Genomic DNA, 19002 nt, shown 5'->3' on the forward strand with positions numbered 1-19002 from the left:
TTTGACATGAGACCTATCTATGATACATGGAATTTAGGCTATAAATCAATATTCGGAGCGGTAAGGCAGTTCGAGACCTGCCGTTTCACCATAAGGCTTCCAAAGCACGTAAAGCCCGACTTCTCACCTGTGCTTGTGCTTTTCAGAACAGGCTTCAAGGAGCGCTTCATCAGCATGAACGATGTTGTGGAGGAGGAGGACTGCTTTGCGTATACCGCTTCATACGACGCGAGGTATACCGATGTGCATTATTATTACTTCTCCTATACAGAGGGCGGTACCCGTCACTACATCAAGAAGGTGAATCTACACGAGGGCGGTCTTGACAACGGCGAGATGTTCCAGCTCACTGTCTACAGGAGCGACTATGAGACTCCCGACTTTTTAAAGGGCGGCATAATGTACCAGATATTCCCCGACCGCTTCTGCAACAGCGGCAAGCCGAAGGAGAATATCCCCGAGGGACGTATACTCCGCGATGACTGGGGCGGAACTCCGCTGTATAAGCCCGACGAAAACGGTCACGTATGGAACAACGACTACTTCGGCGGCGATTTCGCAGGAATACAGTCCAAGCTCCCATATCTGAAGAGCCTCGGCGTTACCTGCATATACTTAAATCCTATATTCGAGTCTCACGAGAACCACCGTTACAATACCGCAAACTACATGAAGGCTGATCCTCTTCTCGGCACGAACGACGAGTTTGAGGAGCTCTGCCGCGAAGCCGAAAAGTACGATATATCCGTAATACTTGACGGCGTATTCTCACATACAGGCGCAGACAGCGTCTACTTCAACAAGTTCGGACGCTATAAGGACGAGCTGGGCGCATATCAGTCCAAGGAAAGCAAGTATTACGACTGGTACAGCTTCATTGATTACCCAAATGTATACGAGGCATGGTGGGGAATAGATACCCTCCCCAACGTAAACGAGAACAACGAGGACTACACCGAGTTCATCTGCGGCGACGAGGGCGTGCTCCGCTACTGGCTTGACAAGGGCGCGGCTGGCTATCGTCTTGATGTTGCCGATGAGCTCCCCGAGCAGTTCCTCATAAACCTCAGGAAATGCGTAAAGGGCTTTGACAAGGACAAGGTGATCATAGGCGAGGTCTGGGAGGACGCTACAAACAAAGAGAGCTACGGTGTAAAGCGCCGCTACCTTCTCGGTGACGAGCTCGACTCCGTAATGAACTATCCCTTCCGTGAAGCCATAATGAACTTCATCAAGGGCGGCAAGCCTATCGACTTTATCAACTCTGTTATGACCATAGTTGAAAACTATCCCAAGCCGACTATAGATGTACTTATGAACTTTGTTTCTACCCACGATATCGAAAGAGCTATCAACCGTCTGGGCGGCGACGACTGCGAGGGCAAGCCGAAGGAATGGATGGCTGAAAGATACCTCACTCCCGAGCAGTACGCTCACGGCAAGGAGCTCCTTAAAGCCGCTATGGCGCTGATGTACTTCCTCCCGGGCGTACCCAGCATATACTACGGTGACGAGGCAGGCTTGCAGGGCTACAAGGACCCATTCAACCGCCGCTGTTTCCCGTGGGGAAAAGAGGATACCGAGCTCATTGAGTACGTATCCGAGCTCAGCCGCGTAAGAAAGTCAATACCAAACATGAAGGACGGAAGGATATACTTCGTCATCAACGAAAAGGAAACTCACGACAGCCGGCTTGTGGGCTTCACACGACAGGGACAGAAGCAGGATTACATCATCTTCGTCAACAGGAGCGGCGATGTGGTAAAGCTGGAGCATATGAGCGAGATACTCAGTCGCTTTACCGATATACAGCCATTCTACGGCGAATATATGGACGATGCGATAACTGTTCTTCCCTATGATTATACTATTATAAAGGCAAAATTTGTTAAGTAATCGGAGAAATTGAATTGAAAAGCAAGTTTTTGCGCGGAATTACACATGGGATACCGATATGTTTAGGATACTTATCGGTATCCTTTGGTTTTGGCATATTAGCGGTCAAGGCAGGTCTTTCCGTGTTTCAGGCATCAGTGATATCAGCCGCTAATCTTACCTCGGCAGGTCAGAAGGCAGGACTTGACGTAATAGCGGCAGGCGGAGCTATCATCGAGATGATACTCTTACAGCTCACTATCAATATAAGGTACTCCCTTATGGCGCTTTCGCTGTCCCAGAAGCTGGACAAGCGCTTCACCACGCCTCACAGGCTTCTTGCCTCATACGGCATAACCGACGAGATATTCGCGGTCTGCTCGGCACAAAAGGAGCCCCTAACCCCTGCGTATATGTACGGCATGATATTCATAGCCGCAGTTGGCTGGGTAACGGGCACGGCGCTGGGAGCGGCGGCAGGAGAGCTTCTTCCTGCGGCAGTCAGCACAGCAATGGAGATAGTTCTCTACGGAATGTTCATAGCAATAGTTATACCTCCTGCCAAGAAACAGCACGGCGTACTCTTTGCGGCAGTCATAGCGGCGGCGCTGAGCGTTATGTTCAAATTTGCAGTGCCTGCACTGAGCGAGGGCTTTGCAATGATGATATCGGCGATAGCTTCGGCACTGCTTACAGCGCTGATATTCCCTGTCAAAGACGAAGAAGGGGAGGCTGAGGCAGTATGACGATAGCGATATACATAGCGGTAATGGCAGGTGTTACCTATCTGATACGCATGATACCGTTCACTTTTTTCCGTAAGAAGATAAAGTCCCGATTTTTCAGGAGCTTTCTGTATTACATACCCTATGCGGTGCTGAGCGCAATGACCATACCTGCCATATTCTACACCACCCATAATATGTGGACAGCTGTTGCAGGCACGGCAGTAGCGCTTATACTGGCATTTCTGGAAATGCCGCTTATCGTGGTGGCACTTGCGGCTTCGGCGGCGGCATTTATCGCAGGACTGTTTTTCTAATGCATAATTAAGGCGAACCTTTTGGTTCGCCTTTTTTGTAGGGGCGCACAGTGTGCGCCCGTTTTTACGTAATGACATCAAGTGATCATGTGTAGGGGCTGATGCCCACATCAGCCCGCTATATTTATAAAATGTCAACGGGGCGATGTGGACATCGCCCCCTACATCGTCGAAATGTTTCATATAAAAACAGAACGCCTGTCAGGCGGCGTTCTCTACAAATTATATTGTAACATCTGTCAAAGAGCGGCTGCATTAGCAGTCGCTCTTTGTTTATTCATACGAATCCAAAAATTATTTTTTTGAAATTCAACGTGTTCGCATTGAAAAAGACCTCTTTTGGGCGCTTATATGAACGGTGGTGTTCATATCCCGAAAGGAGGTCATTATTTTTTTGAACAGAAACTTAAAAAACAAGCTCAATTCATTCTGCTGCAATTACGTGTTGCTTGGCAGCATTGAAGAAGCCGCGGTACGGGCTGGCATACCCCGTGAGAACGCTCTTGCCGAGGGTATCGAGCTCCTTAAAGCCGACGAATGTCAGCAGCTGATAGCACAGCTTCGGGAGCTCCTTGCCGACAGCGGCAGCGTCACGGCAGGTCTCAAAAGGCTTGCATTCGGCAGCTGCACCGACGCGGTGTATCTGGTATTCGCCGACGAGCTTCCCCCTGCGGAAGTCATCGGCAAGCTGGACTTATTCAATGTATCCGAGATAAAGCGCGTAAAGGGCGGCGGCGTAGAGGTAAAGCTCTTCGACAGAATGAAAGCGCTGGAGAAGCTTTTCGAGCTGGAAAGCGCATTCACAGACCGCTGCAAGGCGGAAAGTCTCATCAAAGCACTGACCGCCGACGAGGAGTGTGAGAGCATTGACGATAACTGAATTTTCCCCGAAACAGCGCTTCGTCATGAAATGGTGGAATATGCACGACTACAACAGGCGTGACGCCATTATCGCCGACGGAGCTGTCCGAAGCGGCAAGACTCTTTCCATGTCGCTGGGATTTCTGTTCTGGGCAGCCGAGCGCTTTGACGGCGGAGCCTTTGCCATGTGCGGCAAGACCATAACCTCACTGCGCAGGAACGTCATAACTCCCATGATACCTATACTGGAGGGCTACGGCTTTACGGTACGTGAAAAGATAAGCGGAAATTATTTCGACTTTACGTGGAACGGCAGAACGAACAGGGTTTATCTTTTCGGCGGCAGGGACGAGAGCTCTGCGGCGCTGATACAGGGAATGACTCTTTCGGGAGTATTCTTCGACGAGGTGGCTCTCATGCCGCGCTCTTTCGTGGAGCAGGCACTGGCACGTTGTTCGGTCAGCGGCTCAAAGATGTGGTTCAACTGCAATCCCGACAATCCGTCCCACTGGTTCTATAACGAGTGGATAAAGAAGCGCCGCGAGAAAAACGCGCTGTATCTCCATTTCACTATGGACGACAATCCGTCCCTGTCAGAAAAGGTCAGGGAGCGCTACAGGCGTATGTATTCGGGAACCTTCTACGACCGCTTCGTGCTGGGAAAGTGGACAGCCTCACAGGGCGTGGTCTATCCCATGTTCAGCGAAAAGGACCACGTTTTCAGCGGCGAGGTGGACTGCGAGAGGTACATCATCTCCTGCGATTACGGCACGGTAAATCCTGCTTCATTCGGCTTGTGGGGACTTCATAACGGAGTCTGGCACAGGCTTCGGGAGTACTACTATTCCTCGAAAAGAGAGGGCATAAGCCGCACCGACGAGGAGCACTATGCCGCACTTGAAGAGCTGGCAGGCAACAGGCGTATCGAAAAGGTCATCGTCGATCCCTCTGCGGCAAGCTTTATCGAGTGCATACGCCGACACGGAAGATTCCACGCAGTAAAGGCGGATAACGATGTTGTATCGGGCATAAGGCAGGTAAGCACCGCGCTGAAGCAGGGCAGGCTCCGATTCCATGAGTCATGCAAGGATATACTGCGTGAGTTCACGCTCTACAGCTGGAATGAAAAGGCAGGGGCGGACGTTCCCATAAAGGAAAACGACCACGCAATGGACGATATGCGCTATTTTGTGGCGGATATGGTCTCACAGCAGGGCGCAGACGAGCCTATAGCCCTTTCCGTAGCCCGATAAATCTCACCACCGTTCAAAAAACAACAAGGAGGTAACATGAAGCTTTTTAAGAAGAAAAGAGCTCCGAAGGCTGAACCCGAGCTGGTAAGTATGCAGCGCGGCTGCTGTGAGAGCTTTTCGCTCCCTGCGGCAGTACAGCCCTTTGAAAAGGAGCTCTACGACAGGCTTCGCTGCGCAGTACCTATCATAGACGCCGCAATAATGAAGATAATCAGGCTTACAGGCGGCTTTCATGTGGTATGCTCTGACGAGGAGTACCAGCAGGAGCTGGACAGATTTCTCGAAGACGTCCCCGTAGGACTTACGGGACGTTCAGTGGGCTGCTTCGCGGATAATTTTCTGGACAGTCTCCTCACCTACGGCAGCGCTGTAGGCGAGATAGTCACAGACAGCAAGCAGCAGCGCATCGCAGGGCTGTGGAACGGGGATATCTCCCGTATCCGCATAGCTTCGGGAGCAGATGCGTTCAGCAGGAGCTACACCCTGAGAGAAAACAGCGGCAGCTCCCGAAAAATAGCGCACCCCGAGCGCATACTCTATGCCGAGCTCACAGGCGGTCACTCTCTCCTGAGAGGCTTGCCGTCACTCAGCGGTATCCTTATGAGGATATACGAATGTATCGGTCAGAACTTTGACCGTGTTGGAAATGTCCGCTATGCAGTGACCTACAAGCCCACAGGAGAGGCAGGAGACGCAATGTACTCCCGTGACAGGGCACAGCAGATAGCCCGTGAATGGGCAGATGGCATGGAATCGGCAAAATACGGACAGGTCAAGGACTTTGTAGCGGTGGGCGACGTTGATATAAAGGTCATCGGAGCTGAAAACAAGCTTATAGATACCAATGTGCCCGTAAGGCAGATACTTGAGCAGCTCATCGCAAAGCTCTCTATACCGCCGTTTCTGCTGGGACTGTCGTGGAGCTCCACGGAGCGTATGTCCTCTCAGCAGGCTGATATACTCACCTCTGAGCTGGAATACTACCGCAGACTGCTCACACCTGTTATCCGCGACGTTGGGGACTCGTTCCTCGCTTCCATAGGAGCGCAGGCGACCTGCTCGGTAGAGTGGGACAACATCAATCTACAGGACGAAACAGCACTTGCAGAGGCAAGGCTGAAAAACGCACAGGCGCGTGAAATAGAAATGCGCCTCGAAAAAAATGAATCATAATGGAGGATTTTAATATGTATAACGAAATCAAACTTGAAAAAGGCCTTTACAATCTCAGCGGAAAGTCATTCACAGCAGCTCTTGAGGAGCTTGATCCTACTTCCGCATACGCAGGCTCACCTCTCGAAAAGCTGGACGCTTTCGAGAGACAGCTCAAGCGCTTCAATATCAGGATAAACGGTCAGGACTGCGACCGTGTTGAGAAGTTTTTCTCAACTACCGAGACAGCTATCCTTTTCCCTGAGTTCGTAACAAGATGTATCAGAAAGGGCTTCGACGAGACGGTGCTCCGTTCTGTCTGTGCAGCAAAGACAGTATGCGCAAGCAGCCAGTATCTCGGCTGCGTCATGGACGACCAGACAGCCGCATACGAGCCTACAGAGCAGGCAGTACAGCTCCCCGAGGCTACTGTAAGAGAGGGCTCGACAGCAACAGTGCTCTCAAAGTTCGGCAGACTCATCAGCGCTTCATACGAGGCTATCCGCCAGCAGAGACTTGACGTTTTCGGCGTTATGCTCAGAAGCGTAGGCGTGAGACTTGCGGTCAGCGTAGTCAAGGAGGCTGTTGACGTTCTTGTTGACGGCGTAACACCTATCACAACATCAGCTCTCACATACAGCGACCTTGCGGCGCTTTACGGCGAGTTCGACTGCTTCGATATGACAACTGTCATTACATCTCCCGAGCTTGCTTCAAAGATAGCAGCTATGGAGCAGGTCAAGGACTGCAATGCAAATTCCGAGGGCAAGCTTGTTCTGCCATTCGGCTCTGAGCTCATCAAGACATCTGCTGCCGACGACGATACTATCATCGGTATCGACCGTGATTTCGCACTGGAGTTCATCACCAGCACCGACCTTGTAATGGAGACAGACAAGCTCATCGACCGTCAGCTTGACCAGATGACAGTGTCTATTACCTGCGGCTTCAGAAAGATAACTCCCGACGCAGTAAAGGTGCTTACTGTCAATTCAAACGAATAATATCGCCCCGATTCAGGGGACGCCCTCTCTTGCAGGGCGTCCCTTAATATAGGAAACAAATACAAACGGGCGGATAATATCCGCCCCTACACCAAATAACGCATAATTTTTGCCTTGTAGGGGCGCACAGTGTGCGCCCGAACATGAAAGCATTAGTTTAGACGGGCGAGCGGAACTCGCCCCTACAGATTTAATTTGTAGGGGCTGATGCCTACATCAGCCCGTAAAATATTCGGGGCGATGTGGGCATCGCCCCCTACAAAAAGTTTTTGGAAAGGAGAAAGCATGGAAAAAACAATTCTTGATAAGATAAACAGGTTCACGCGGAGAAAGCTCACTGAGGACGAGGTCTACATCTTTGACCTTGTGCTCTGCGACAACGACATCGACCGCGACTGCGAGCGTTTTTCCGACAAGGCTCTTGAAGCTCTGCGTGAACGCTTCATCGGCAGGACAGGCATTTTCGACCATGACGCCGCGGCTTCAAATCAGAACGCCCGTATCTTCGACGCGGAGCTCATCACCGACGAATCGCGTACTACCGAATACGGCGAGCCCTACAAGTACCTGAAAGCAAGCGCCTACATGGTCCGCACCGATAACAACAAGGACCTTATCGCCGAAATTGACGGCGGCATAAAGAAAGAGGTCAGCATTTCCTGCTCGGCGGCTAAGCGTATCTGCTCGGTATGCGGAAACGACAAGAACACCGTTTCCTGCAACCACGTCAAGGGCAAGCGCTACGGCGGAAAGCTCTGTCATACTATCCTTGACGACATCACCGACGCCTATGAGTGGAGCTTCGTTGCCGTGCCTGCGCAGGTAAACGCAGGTGTCACCAAGAAATACAGCGAAGCCGATACCGTAAAGGCTCACGAAAACGCAGATATTTCCGCAGCAAATGAGGAGCTCCGCCGCGATATCCGCAGACTTGCATATTTTGCAGGCGGACGTGCTGCCGCAGATATAGCTTCTGTTTCGGCGGCAAACCTTGATACTCAGCAGCTCATAGCTCTCCGCAAGTCCTTTGAGGCACAGTGCGGAAAGGGCGGTGCAGAGGTACAGCTCGATGATTCGGCAAAGGACGAGGAGCAGACTTCCGATTTTTCAATGAGATAGGAGGAAAACTATGGATATACAGACTATTGTCACCGCCTTTGAGCTCTTTACGGGAGAGGAAAACGGCGACGACTACTATCAGCTGATACTTCTTGCAGTCAGCGAAGTCCAGCGCATACTTCTTCCCGACGCTGATACGACCGAGGTCAGGCTCTCGTTTCTGTGTGCGGCTCTGGCTTTTTACAGACTTCAGCAGATTCTCGCCGCAAGGGAGAGAGCCGCTTTTACCTACGCAGGCAAGGTGCTCAAGGAGTCTCAGAATACCGCATACGAATACGCAAAGGAGCTTCTCAGGGACTATCTGCAAATAGCCGCAGACCTTATAAGCTCCAAGAACTTCATATTCAGCAGCTTTGCAGGGGGAGAGGAGCTGATATCATGCTGAGAGACATTATCGACAATATCATCGAAAAACTGGCTGAGAACCAAGTCTCTCCCGTTTACAGCGCCTTTGACGGACGGGCTCTTGACCGCAAGGGCAGGAGCTTCTTCACAGTTGTGGGCGTAAGCGCCTTTGAGTCGTCAACGCCTATTTATTCCCAGTATATGGTGTATCTGCCCTTTAAAGCCGAGCTGGAGCTGAACGTTACAGCTCCCGACAAATCCTCGGCGGAGGAGCTGTACGAATACTACGATAATAATATTGCTCCCGTTATGCTTGATATGTCGGGACTTACCTGTAGTATAAGCAAAATGAGCCTTAAATTCGACAGCAATATCCAGCGCCTTGTATTGACGGTGAAGCTCCGCGTCAGCGGTATCACCAAGTTTGAAAGGAGCACTCCATGAGTACGGTAACTTCCATTAATCAGCGAAAGCCTGCGGAGGTGGTCATCGGCGGAGTCACCCTTTTCTGCGAGAGCTTCAAGTCTTCTGCGGTTCGCAGTATCGCCGAGGAGTCAACAGCCGACGGGGGCACGGTTTTTACAAACAACGCCTCCCGAAGCACAAGGCTCACCTTTACGGGCAGAGTCGGCATTGAGGGAAGTCCCGAAAATGCGGTGCTCAGCTTCAATGCGCTGGTGAACTCTGCGAATACATTCAACGTGGAACATATGGGGCTTGTCTTTGCGGACTGCCGAATGCTGTCCTATGCCTTTGACGACAAGGGCGGCGACTGGGCAGACGTAACAGTGGTGCTTCTTACTGCCGAGCCTGTAACAAGGAGAACAGAGCCATGAGTGTGAGAATAATTATCGAAGACAAAAGCGGCTCCTCGTGGTACGCCGAGAACAATGTGCTTGGCTTCAGCTTTCATAAGGATATCTATACGCCCTATACGTCGCTGACCGCAAAGGTCAGGGCTTCGGGAAGCTCATACAGCGGCGCGGCGGAGGTCTCGCTCATTATAGACGGGCGCGAGATACATCACGGATTGGTGGACAGCCTTAAATGGGAGAAAAAGGGCGGCGAGGATTTCCTTGTGATAAAGTCGCGCGGCTTCACATCGCTGCTCACTCAGAATCAGATAGAGCCGGGACTGAAAATGAACATCTCATTCAACGACCTTATGGACAACTTCTATACTCTGCCCTATGTCACCCACGAGAACAACCCCGACAACAGCAGCTATATCTACGTAAAGCCAAATACTTCAATGTGGGACGCGGCTGCGAATTTAGCATACAAGCTTCTTGGGACTTACCCCTATATCAGGGGCGCGAATACGGTGATGATAAGCCAGTATCCCAATCCCGAAAGCTTCGACCACAGAGGTGAAAAGCTCATAACTACGGGTGCGGAGTTCATATACAGCCGCCTTGCCAGCGACTACCACATGGCGGATATCAACGGAGATTACGGTAATTTTGACCTCTCCGACAGCGACGTTACAGCGCTGAAAATAGTCCGTCACAAGTACTTCGACCTTGATATGCGGTTTCTCTATTCGCCTCAGCAGGCTCTGACCTACCGCGACAAGTACGATTTCCGCGGCGCAGAGAGAGTTTTCTGCTCTTACTGCGGCTATCGCGGAGAGGATATCGGAGACAGAGTGAGCTTCGGCAGTATCACTGCGGAGCGTATCGCGGAGGTGTCTGTAAACGGCAGCAGCAGGGGAGTTTTCACCGAGATAAGCGTGTACAGGGATAAGTTCCCCCATAACTGAGCATAAGAAAACGGCTTCCGATATGGAAGCCGTTTTGGTGTTTATTTAACCGGCAGAGAGGGTACCAGTTTTAAGAGATAGCGCTGAATTGTGCCTGCGTCCTCGGTGGTCATGCCGTCGTTGCCCGTAACATCGGCGTTCTTGACGCCCTGTGCTGTGATGTGGTGCGCGTCAGTTCCCGTTGTGCCGAACTTGTTCGGATTTGCCAGAGCCTGCATTATCATTACTACGTCGGAGAGGTCTACTGCTCCGTCAGCGTTTGCGTCGCCTGCCTTGTAGTCCTTGTCATACTCGTATGGATCAGGCTTTGCAGTTGAAACAGAAGTTGTTGCAGTTGTTTTGTCAGCTGTTGTTGTGACTTTGGTTGTTGTGACTTTTGTGGTTGTGACCTTTGTTGTTGTGGTCGTTGGAGGTTTACTCCCTGCTATGCGTCCGTAAACGATACCGCAGCCGACTGTTGACATATAAACCTTGCCGAATTCGTTCATATCGCCTACGAGGTAGTTACCGTTTCCTGTGCCGCCGTAGAGGTGGTCTGTGTTGATGCAGACCCATGACTTTCCTGCGTCTGTGGAGCGGTAAATGCCCTCCTTGTCGTCCTTTTCGGGCTTGCCGTAGATGTAGAGGGTATTCACATCGCCCTTCTTCTCGGGAGCGCCGTAGCCGATACACTTAGCGTACTCGACATTTTCGAGGTGCTCAACAGTCTTGCCCTTGTCGGAGATTATGTAAACGCCCTGATTTGCGCCTGCGAAAGCTATCTTGCCGTTGCCGAGGTATGCAGGATCGCCTGTCTCCTCGAACTTCCATGTGAGCTCCCAGTTATATGGGCAGATACGTGTTTCTGTGAATGTAGCGCCGTAGTCATCGCTCACATAGTATGAGTAGTGTGACTCGTCGTAGGTAGGCTCTTTCTTGGACATATCAGATGACCAGTACTCGTTGTACTGAGCGCCTACAGCGTAAACTGTCTTGGCGTTCTCGGGATCAACGAGAGTATAAACGGTCTTTGAAGCCTTTATACCGTCGCAGGTCTTCCATGTTGCGCCGAAGTCGTCTGTGTAGGAAACAGCGCCCTTTGAGCTGGAGTTGATTATTCTGTACTTGCCCTTTGAAAGTTCTGTGATAGAGAGCTTGCCGCCTGTGCAGGCAGGCTTGAATGTCTTCCATGTCTTGCCGCGGTCAAGTGTGTAGTAGCCGCTGCCTGTGTTGTTGCCGTCGCCGTTTGCAGTTCTTGCCCAAACGTCGGTATTCTGGGGGCAGACTGCGATAGCTGAGGTAGAGCCGAGATTCGGCTTGTACTGCTCAGGGATACCGTCAACTGTCTCGTGAACGAAGCCGTCGTAGTCGCCGATAGCGGAGAGGTCAAGACCGTCGGGAGTGCTGACAAAGTCAAGGCTTACGCATTCTTCAACGCCGTCGGGCTGGAAGTAGAATTGAACGCCCATATCGTCCCATGCGTTGTCGCAGGCGAAAACGCCGTTTCCTGATGTGAGGACGAGTCTGTCTCCCTCTTTGTCTCTCGGATCGATAACGATACTGCTGCCCCAGTGGCAAGCCTTGCCGTATATCCAGTCATAGCCGCCGAGGTCCATGGGGAGCGAGACGAATTTCTTGACGCCCTTGCCTGTGGAGTAATCTGTTTCACCTGCACCGGGAGTTATATCCTGCCATGTCTTGCCGCCGTCAGATGAACGGAAGAAATGGTCGCCCCATGCGATAGTTCCCTCGTTTTCGGGAGTGGAAGGATCGTCCTGTATCCACTCCTCGCCGAACCACTGGTCTGAGAATACGCCGCAGGTACGTGCGAAAAGCTTGTTCGGATCGTTCTTGTCAGCCTCTATCATACCGATAGAGTTGTTTGATACGGAGAGCTCTTCAGCCTTGCCCGAAGCGATGTTGTACTTGTAAGCGCCGCCCGAAGCTCCTGCGAAAGCAAGACCTGCGATATATGTGAAGAAAAGATTTCCGTTGTGGTCGCTGGTTATAGAGAGAGGATAGTTGTCGTGGGGGAGAGCTGTTACAGCTGTGAACTTATCGTCCTTGACGCTTGCAACGTGAACATTTGCCTGTCCTGTGACGGAGGTTCCTACATAGACCTTGCCGCCCTCGATATAGACGCAGCCGATACCGTTCTGCTGATTATAAAGCTTGCTTGGTTCAGTGCCTCTTACCATATGATCTGTCCATGACGGGTACTTGAGCTCGCCTGTGAAAAGTCCGAGAGCGTCATAGCCCTCAACAGGCTTCCATGACTTGCCGCCGTCGGTGGACTTGATAAGAGCGGACTTGCCTGCGGTAACGTCGCCGCCTGCGTAGATAGTATTTGTGTCGTCGGGATCAACAGCGATAGGCTCGATACACTCACGTCCGTCGCCGTTTCCGTGTACCTGTATATGCTCGGTAACGTCAACGCCTGTGAAGGTCTTGCCGCCGTCTGTGGTCTTGTAGATGACTGTCTTTGCGTCTGAGAAGTAAGCACAGCCGCAGAGGAAGTAAGCGGTCATATCGTCCTTTGGATCGATAGCGATACCCTTACAGCTGAGGAGTCCTCTGTCGTCCTCGTTGATGAAGCCGAAGAGCTGAACCCATCTGTTCTTGTCATAGTCGTATCTGTACGCGCCGCCAACGTCTGTACGGAGATACATTTCCTTATCGCCGGCAACAATGCCTGAAACAAATCCCGCACCGCCTATTTTGAGGGTGTCCCATTCCATTGTTGAGGAGATGTCCTTTGTGGCTGCAAAAGCTGTGCTGCTCTTGTCCGATGTGCCTGATACGGACATTGAGCCTAAGCTGAAGCAAAGAGCACAAAGACCTGCGATAGTCTTTTTCATTCTGTTCATTGTAATTTTTCCTTTCTGGTTTTAGTTTATTTATTTTTTGTCTAAACCCATTTCACGTTTATTTTACGTCTTAATTTTATCATCTATATACAATAGTGTCAATACGATATATCAGTTATGACACTATATGATATAATGAGAATATTATTTTGCAGAGCCTAAATGTGAACTATCTTTTAAGCTGTGCCAACTTAAATCCAATTAACAGAATCATAACATTTCGGAACAAAATAAAGGCGCAGCTTTTAAAGCTGCGCCTGCCGTTATTATTCAATAATAACAATGAAGATCATAAAGCCTCTTTTACTCTCTTTTTTTGCCCCGTACACGGAGCAGGGATCCGCTTCCTTGCAGAGAAGGAGACACCGCAGCACGTTCCGCACGGTCAGCGACCTGCGCGGCACTGTTTCCCCCCAGTTCCTTCCAGCCGCAGCGTCTGTGTCCTTTCTGCTATCACGATATATACATATCATATCCCACGCTCCTATTGTAACACAGGCTGTTCCACATGGTTCAACAAAAATGCCGTTTTTTAGGCTTTTTTTGAAAAAAATTTTTGAGGGCGTTTCGCAAACGCAGATTTTTCGGCATTTTTTAAGATGCAAAAATCACTGTGGTCAAAAAAAGTTTACAAATTACCTCTCGTCATTTATTTACAAACAATGCAGAATGTGATATAATGCTTTTGTGTATATTTATTTGCCGCAGCAGGGAGGTGGTTACGGATGAGTACTATCCATGAGATCATCAATAATAATTTTATTTCGGTCGCAATGATAATCGGAATAGCAATAATGATACTTGAGAACCGCAAGGAGAACCCTCACGGAACCGACCATATCGCCGTTATTATGGTGCTGCTGTCGGTTATAGTGGTAAATACCGCTATGAAGGACTGGTACATGGAATCGGTCTACGATCCGCGCCATTCCTATGAAGGCGACAGCATAAAGACGCTGCTGTATCTGCGGTCGGCTATCGAGCATATACTGTTCCCGATGATAGCCTATGTGCTGCTGCTTCTGGTGGCTCCTGTCAAGAAAAAGTACATCATCTTTATCCCCGAGGCGGTGCTTATTGTCGAGGAGATAATCAATCTCTGCGGAACAAAGATAATCTTCCACTATGACAATCACCTTGAATACCACGACGATCTGCTGTTTTTGCTGCCGTATTTCGTCGGTATGCTGTATCTGCTGCTGCTCATACGGTATTCCATTGAGTTTATCAAGAAAAAGCAGATGAGCAAGGGCTTTACGGTAATATTCATCGTATTCCTCACGCTTTTTGAATGCTACCTTGAAGCTGCTTACATAGTTGTTGATCTTATGGACGAGATAGTTGCTCTGGATATCATAATCTACTATTTCTACCTCGTTGCGATATATCAGAGCGAAATGAAGATACAGCTCAGAACAAAGGAGCTGGAGCTGGAGCGAAGCAAGCGTCAGCTGACTATTTCTCAGATACAGCCCCATTTCATGTACAATTCACTGACCTCTATCATCTATCTCTGCGATAAGGATACCAAGAAAACAAAGAATGCTCTCATAGATTTCTCGAAGTTCCTGAGAAAGAACCTCGAAGCTATGAGCCGTCAGAGCGTTGTTGACATAAAAGAGGAGATAGACCATACAAAGGTTTATCTTTCACTGGAAATGCTCCGCTTTGAGGACGAGCTGGACGTGGTTTTCGATATAAAGGACGATGAATTCGAGCTGCCTCAGCTGACTATACAGCCCATAGTCGAAAATGCCGTAAAGCACGGTATCAACAGGTCGGAAAGCGGCTGCGGTACAGTGTGGATATCCACCGAGGAGACCGAGGACAGCCACAAGATAGTCATCAAGGACAACGGAGCAGGCTTTGAGCTGGATTCCCTGAAAGACCTTGACGACAGCCATATAGGCATCGCAAACGTCCGCAAGCGTCTTGCCGACGAGTGCGGAGGAGAGCTTATTATCAAAAGTGTTCCCAATGAGGGCACGGAATGTACTATTATAATTCCAAAGGAGTTAGGAAATGAAGATCTTGGCAATTGATGATGAACGCTATGCATTACAGCTTCTCGTAGATACTATACATAAGGTTCGCCCCGACGCGGAGATTGTTTCCTTCCGCAGACCGTCACAGTTTCTCGAATATGAGGACAAGGAGCCCTTTGACGCGGCTTTCCTTGATATAAGAATAGGCAAGATGTCAGGTATACAGGTGGCTATCGAGCTGAAAAAGCATTCGCCTATGTGCAATATCGTGTTCGTGACGAGCTATTCCGAGTACGCCTTTGCAGCTATACAGATGCGTCCCAGCGGCTATATCATGAAGCCCTACACCGAGGACGATATCCGCAATGAGTTTGAGAACTTCAGATACTCCTCAAAGGCTGAGGACAAGGGCAGCGGAAAGCTGAAGATACGTACATTCGGAAACTTCCGCGTTTTCGGAAAGGACGATACGCCCATAAAGTTTTCACGTACTATTTCCAAGGAAATATTTGCCTATCTTATCGACCAGTGCGGATATCCCGTTACCAGCAAGGAGATAGCCGCAGATGTTCTCGAGGTGGAGGACTTCGACAGACCGACCTCGAAAAAGGTTTCGCAGTATGTTTCGGACCTTATTAAGGACATTGAAGCGGCAGGCTTCCATAATGTCATAATCAAGCAGAACAGACAGATACAGATAAACAAGGAAGCCGTGGACTGCGACCTCTACGACCTGTTTTCGGGCGATACAGAGGCGTTCAAGTCCTATCACGGCGAGTATATGATAGACTATTCGTGGGCAGAGATAAGCGATTCTGCCGAGAGGATAAAGTCACTTTGATAGAAAAAAGCGTGATGTTTTACATCACGCTTTTTTAGCCGTTAGCCGTTAGTTTGTAGGGGGCGATGCTTACATCGCCCCGTATGCTTTTGCGGTAACTGGGCGGGCTGATGTGGGTGACTCCCTACAGTGTAGGGAGATGTCGCAAAGCGACAGAGGGTACGGGTGCCTGTTAGGCATCAGCCCCTACAAAAAGGGCGGATAATATCCGCCCTTACATTAATCATTTGCCAAGCTTGGTTTTGAGCTTGCGGAGGGTATAACCCTCGTTTATCTTCATCACGCCTCTGTCGATAGCCAGTGCATAGTCGGGAACGTCCCTTGTTACGGTAGTTCCTGCGGCTGTGTAAACTGCCTTGCCAAGCTTTACAGGTGCGATGAGGTTGGTATTGCAGCCTACGAAGCAGTTATCGCCGATAACGCAGCGGCTCTTTTCGATACCGTCATAGTTTACGGTAACTGTTCCGCAGCCGATGTTTACGCGCTTTCCGATATCACTGTCGCCTACGTATGCAAGGTGTGCGATAGCGGTCTTTTCGCCGATAACGGAGTTCTTTATCTCTACGAAGTCGCCTATCTTTGTGCCTGACTTGATGACGCTGTCAGGACGGATATGTACGTATGGTCCTATCTTTACGCCTGATTCTATCTCGGCTTCGTATGCCTGTACGGTGTGAAGGTTTACATCGTCGCCCAGCTTGCAGTTCTCGACTACTGTATTGGGACCTATCTTGCAGTTGACGCCGATAGTTGTATTCTTGCGGATAATAGTGTTGGGGAGAATCTCTGTGCCCACGCCGATAGTAACGCCGCGCTCGATGACTACTCCGTCTGTGCAGGTGAATTCCACGCCGTTTGCAAGGTGCTTCTCGATAACTGCCATACGGGCATAGTTGTTGAGCTCCAGTAAATCTTTTCTGTCATTGGCGCCCTTGATGATGTCGGCGTTGTCGGACTTGTATGCGCCTGCGTTCTTGCCCTCGGAAATGGCTATGGAAATTGTATCTGTAAGGTAATACTCGCCCTGTGCGTTGTTATTGTCAAGCTTTCCGAGAAGCTCCACAAGGTCGGCTGTTCTGAACCAGTAAGCGCCCGAGTTTACTTCCTTTATGGCTTTCTGCTCGTCGGTAGCGTCTTTCTGCTCCACGATACCGCTGATACCGTTTTCTGTGCGGATTATCCTGCCGTAGCCGAAAGGCTCGTCAAGCTCCGCAGTGATAACTGTAACGGCGTTGTTCTGCTTTTCGTGCATTTCGAGGGAGCTTCTGATAGTTTCCTCGTCGATAAATGGAGCGTCGCCGCATAATACAAGGGTATTGCCGCTCTTGTCCTTTTCGAGGAATGGGATAGCCTGCTGTACTGCGTGACCTGTGCCGAGACGCTCAGCCTGCAATACTGTGGTGTATTTGCCGCCGAGATACTCGTCTATCATCTCGCCCTTGAAGCCCTTAACTACGCATATATCGGCAAGGCCAGCCGCTTCACAGGCTGATATTACCCAGCGGAGCATAGGCTCTCCGAGCACCTTGAAAAGAGGCTTTGGCATTTCCGCTTTCATGCGCTTGCCCTGTCCTCCTGCTAAAATAACTGCTTTGTTCATGATAAATTCCTCCTGTATGTCAATTTTGAGTTTTATCCTCTGGCGGGAAATTCTGTTTCAGGTAATCCTTGAGCATATCTGCAAGGTAATTATTGTGGTAGCAATCCTCATATATTTTCAGCTCCGCATTTACGCTGTGAGATATAAGTCTTTCGTAGAGATCCTTTGCTTCCTCGGGGATAAGTTTGAGGTCGCCGGCGTCTTTAAGGTCGTTATAGGCTTCTCTGCCGCCTGCGCATATGAACACGTTTTTATCCATAGTTTCGTTGCGGTCGAAGTAGTCGAACTCCCTCTGATAAGCGTAGGGGTCTTCGATACTGCTGTTATCGTAATACTCTGAGTCGGGATAGAAGTATATGTAGAACGAAGGACTTCCGATTATGTAGTCCTTAAATGGCTGATATTCGTACTTGTCGGAATTGCACAGAGCGTAGTGCGAGAAGGCTCCGCCGAAAGAATGCCCGAAAAATACCGAGCGTGAAGCATCTACCTTGTAATTAAGTGAGATAGTTTTCATAAGGTCGTCGGTGATGAAATCAAGGAACTCCTTGTCCTGCAAAATGAATTTGTTGAAGCGTTCAAGATCCTCACGTGTGTCGTAATCGTAGCCGAGAGTTACGAATATAACGGGAGCGGCTTCGCCCTCGTCTATGACTTTCCAGAGGTCGGGAACTTTTTTCAGATGATACATCGAATCAGTGATGAATACCACGGGGTATTCCTTGTCTTTGTCATAATTCGGCGGAAGTGTTATGTGCACAAGGAACTGCTGGTCAAGCTGTTCGTCGTATATGGTCAGCTCGCGGAAAGAGTCCTTTATCTTTTTTAGTTTGGATTTATCCGAATCATAAAGGTAATAGGAGTTCAGTCCGCATTCGCCTATAGTGAAAGCCTTATCGGGATCAAGCAGCGTAAATTCGCGGAAGCTTGACCTCTCCTTTTCCTTTTCGGTCATATTATCCGAGCAGATAAGCCCGTCGTAGTATTCAACAGTGGGCTTGGTCGCTTTTTCCGTAGTGGGTTCGGTGGCGGCTTCTGTTGTGGTCTCTGCTGTTGTGACCTCAGCAGAGGACAGGGGAGTATCATTGTTGTCCGTGCAGGAAGCCAGTGAAAGGGCAAGCATGCTGCCGAGAATAAGTGTTGAGATTTTTTTCATATTTTGTTCTCCTTATAATATGCGTTATATTATTAATTTTACATACTTTAACTTCAAATGCAAGCCTTTTTTGAAGAAAACAAACTTCTTTGTTGATTTTTGTACAAAGTGCAGCGTTTTTAACGCCTTTTTTTTGTCATCACATATATGGTATTTTTTTC

18 protein-coding genes are annotated in these 19002 nt (G+C 49.7%); 14 read left to right on the plus strand and 4 right to left on the minus strand.

Annotated features, from left to right (window positions below; translation table 11 throughout):
- The first annotated feature begins 6 nt into the window (after window positions 1-6).
- The 12 genes from BT105_RS09010 to BT105_RS09065 all read left to right on the plus strand — a co-directional run bounded on the left by BT105_RS09010 (window position 7) and on the right by BT105_RS09065 (window position 10413).
- On the plus strand, window positions 7-1896 hold the full coding sequence (locus tag BT105_RS09010) for a glycoside hydrolase family 13 protein (protein WP_072300405.1): 1890 nt from the start codon (window positions 7-9) through the stop codon (window positions 1894-1896).
- Between the two features lie 29 nt (window positions 1897-1925).
- Window positions 1926-2621 (plus strand): AzlC family ABC transporter permease, encoded by a 696-nt coding sequence (locus BT105_RS09015; protein ID WP_242940110.1) that lies wholly within the window; start codon window positions 1926-1928, stop codon window positions 2619-2621.
- The gene (locus BT105_RS09020) at window positions 2618-2917 is read left to right on the plus strand and encodes an AzlD domain-containing protein (RefSeq protein ID WP_072300407.1); all 300 of its coding nucleotides are present in this window, start codon (window positions 2618-2620) and stop codon (window positions 2915-2917) included. The genes BT105_RS09015 and BT105_RS09020 overlap by 4 nt, the downstream gene beginning before the upstream one ends.
- A 394-nt stretch (window positions 2918-3311) precedes the next feature.
- Window positions 3312-3797 carry a terminase small subunit gene (locus BT105_RS09025; protein WP_028514080.1) on the plus strand — a complete coding sequence of 162 codons (486 nt, stop codon included), beginning with the start codon at window positions 3312-3314 and terminating at the stop codon, window positions 3795-3797.
- Window positions 3784-5031: a PBSX family phage terminase large subunit gene (locus BT105_RS09030; RefSeq protein WP_242940111.1), complete on the plus strand. Its 1248-nt coding sequence runs from the start codon at window positions 3784-3786 to the stop codon at window positions 5029-5031. Before BT105_RS09025 ends, BT105_RS09030 begins: the two co-directional genes overlap by 14 nt.
- A gap of 36 nt (window positions 5032-5067) precedes the next feature.
- Complete coding sequence (locus BT105_RS09035) at window positions 5068-6204, plus strand: serine/threonine protein phosphatase (RefSeq protein ID WP_072300408.1); 1137 nt, start codon at window positions 5068-5070, stop codon at window positions 6202-6204.
- Between the two features lie 14 nt (window positions 6205-6218).
- Window positions 6219-7187 carry a phage major capsid protein gene (locus BT105_RS09040; RefSeq protein ID WP_072300409.1) on the plus strand — a complete coding sequence of 323 codons (969 nt, stop codon included), beginning with the start codon at window positions 6219-6221 and terminating at the stop codon, window positions 7185-7187.
- A gap of 285 nt (window positions 7188-7472) precedes the next feature.
- Window positions 7473-8306: a hypothetical protein gene (locus tag BT105_RS09045; protein ID WP_072300410.1), complete on the plus strand. Its 834-nt coding sequence runs from the start codon at window positions 7473-7475 to the stop codon at window positions 8304-8306.
- Between the two features lie 10 nt (window positions 8307-8316).
- Window positions 8317-8691 carry a hypothetical protein gene (locus tag BT105_RS09050; RefSeq protein WP_072300411.1) on the plus strand — a complete coding sequence of 125 codons (375 nt, stop codon included), beginning with the start codon at window positions 8317-8319 and terminating at the stop codon, window positions 8689-8691.
- Complete coding sequence (locus BT105_RS09055) at window positions 8685-9095, plus strand: hypothetical protein (RefSeq protein ID WP_072300412.1); 411 nt, start codon at window positions 8685-8687, stop codon at window positions 9093-9095. The genes BT105_RS09050 and BT105_RS09055 overlap by 7 nt, the downstream gene beginning before the upstream one ends.
- The gene (locus BT105_RS09060) at window positions 9092-9487 is read left to right on the plus strand and encodes a hypothetical protein (RefSeq protein WP_072300413.1); all 396 of its coding nucleotides are present in this window, start codon (window positions 9092-9094) and stop codon (window positions 9485-9487) included. The genes BT105_RS09055 and BT105_RS09060 overlap by 4 nt, the downstream gene beginning before the upstream one ends.
- The gene (locus BT105_RS09065; protein WP_072300414.1) at window positions 9484-10413 is read left to right on the plus strand and encodes a hypothetical protein; all 930 of its coding nucleotides are present in this window, start codon (window positions 9484-9486) and stop codon (window positions 10411-10413) included. The genes BT105_RS09060 and BT105_RS09065 overlap by 4 nt, the downstream gene beginning before the upstream one ends.
- A 41-nt stretch (window positions 10414-10454) precedes the next feature.
- Here BT105_RS09065 and BT105_RS09070 read toward each other — a convergent pair whose 3' ends face one another.
- Both BT105_RS09070 and BT105_RS15190 read right to left on the minus strand, forming a co-directional pair.
- Window positions 10455-13259: a dockerin type I repeat-containing protein gene (locus BT105_RS09070; protein WP_072300415.1), complete on the minus strand. Its 2805-nt coding sequence runs from the start codon at window positions 13257-13259 to the stop codon at window positions 10455-10457.
- A gap of 266 nt (window positions 13260-13525) precedes the next feature.
- Window positions 13526-13732 (minus strand): hypothetical protein, encoded by a 207-nt coding sequence (locus BT105_RS15190; protein WP_072300416.1) that lies wholly within the window; start codon window positions 13730-13732, stop codon window positions 13526-13528.
- Window positions 13733-13984: 252 nt separating this feature from the next.
- Between BT105_RS15190 and BT105_RS09080 the strand changes: the two genes are divergently transcribed.
- On the plus strand, window positions 13985-15301 hold the full coding sequence (locus tag BT105_RS09080) for a sensor histidine kinase (RefSeq protein WP_072300417.1): 1317 nt from the start codon (window positions 13985-13987) through the stop codon (window positions 15299-15301).
- The gene (locus BT105_RS09085; RefSeq protein WP_072300418.1) at window positions 15282-16085 is read left to right on the plus strand and encodes a LytR/AlgR family response regulator transcription factor; all 804 of its coding nucleotides are present in this window, start codon (window positions 15282-15284) and stop codon (window positions 16083-16085) included. The genes BT105_RS09080 and BT105_RS09085 overlap by 20 nt, the downstream gene beginning before the upstream one ends.
- A 223-nt stretch (window positions 16086-16308) precedes the next feature.
- Here BT105_RS09085 and glmU read toward each other — a convergent pair whose 3' ends face one another.
- Together glmU and BT105_RS09095 are read right to left on the minus strand one after the other, a co-directional pair.
- Window positions 16309-17685, minus strand: a complete 1377-nt coding sequence (gene glmU / locus BT105_RS09090) for a bifunctional UDP-N-acetylglucosamine diphosphorylase/glucosamine-1-phosphate N-acetyltransferase GlmU (protein ID WP_081367847.1) — start codon at window positions 17683-17685, stop codon at window positions 16309-16311.
- A 19-nt stretch (window positions 17686-17704) separates the two neighbouring features.
- Window positions 17705-18841, minus strand: coding sequence for an alpha/beta hydrolase (locus BT105_RS09095; RefSeq protein ID WP_072300420.1), 1137 nt, complete (start codon window positions 18839-18841; stop codon window positions 17705-17707).
- Window positions 18842-19002 lie beyond the last annotated feature (161 nt).

Source organism: Ruminococcus flavefaciens, assembly GCF_900119075.1.
GTDB lineage: Bacteria > Bacillota > Clostridia > Oscillospirales > Ruminococcaceae > Ruminococcus > Ruminococcus flavefaciens_Q.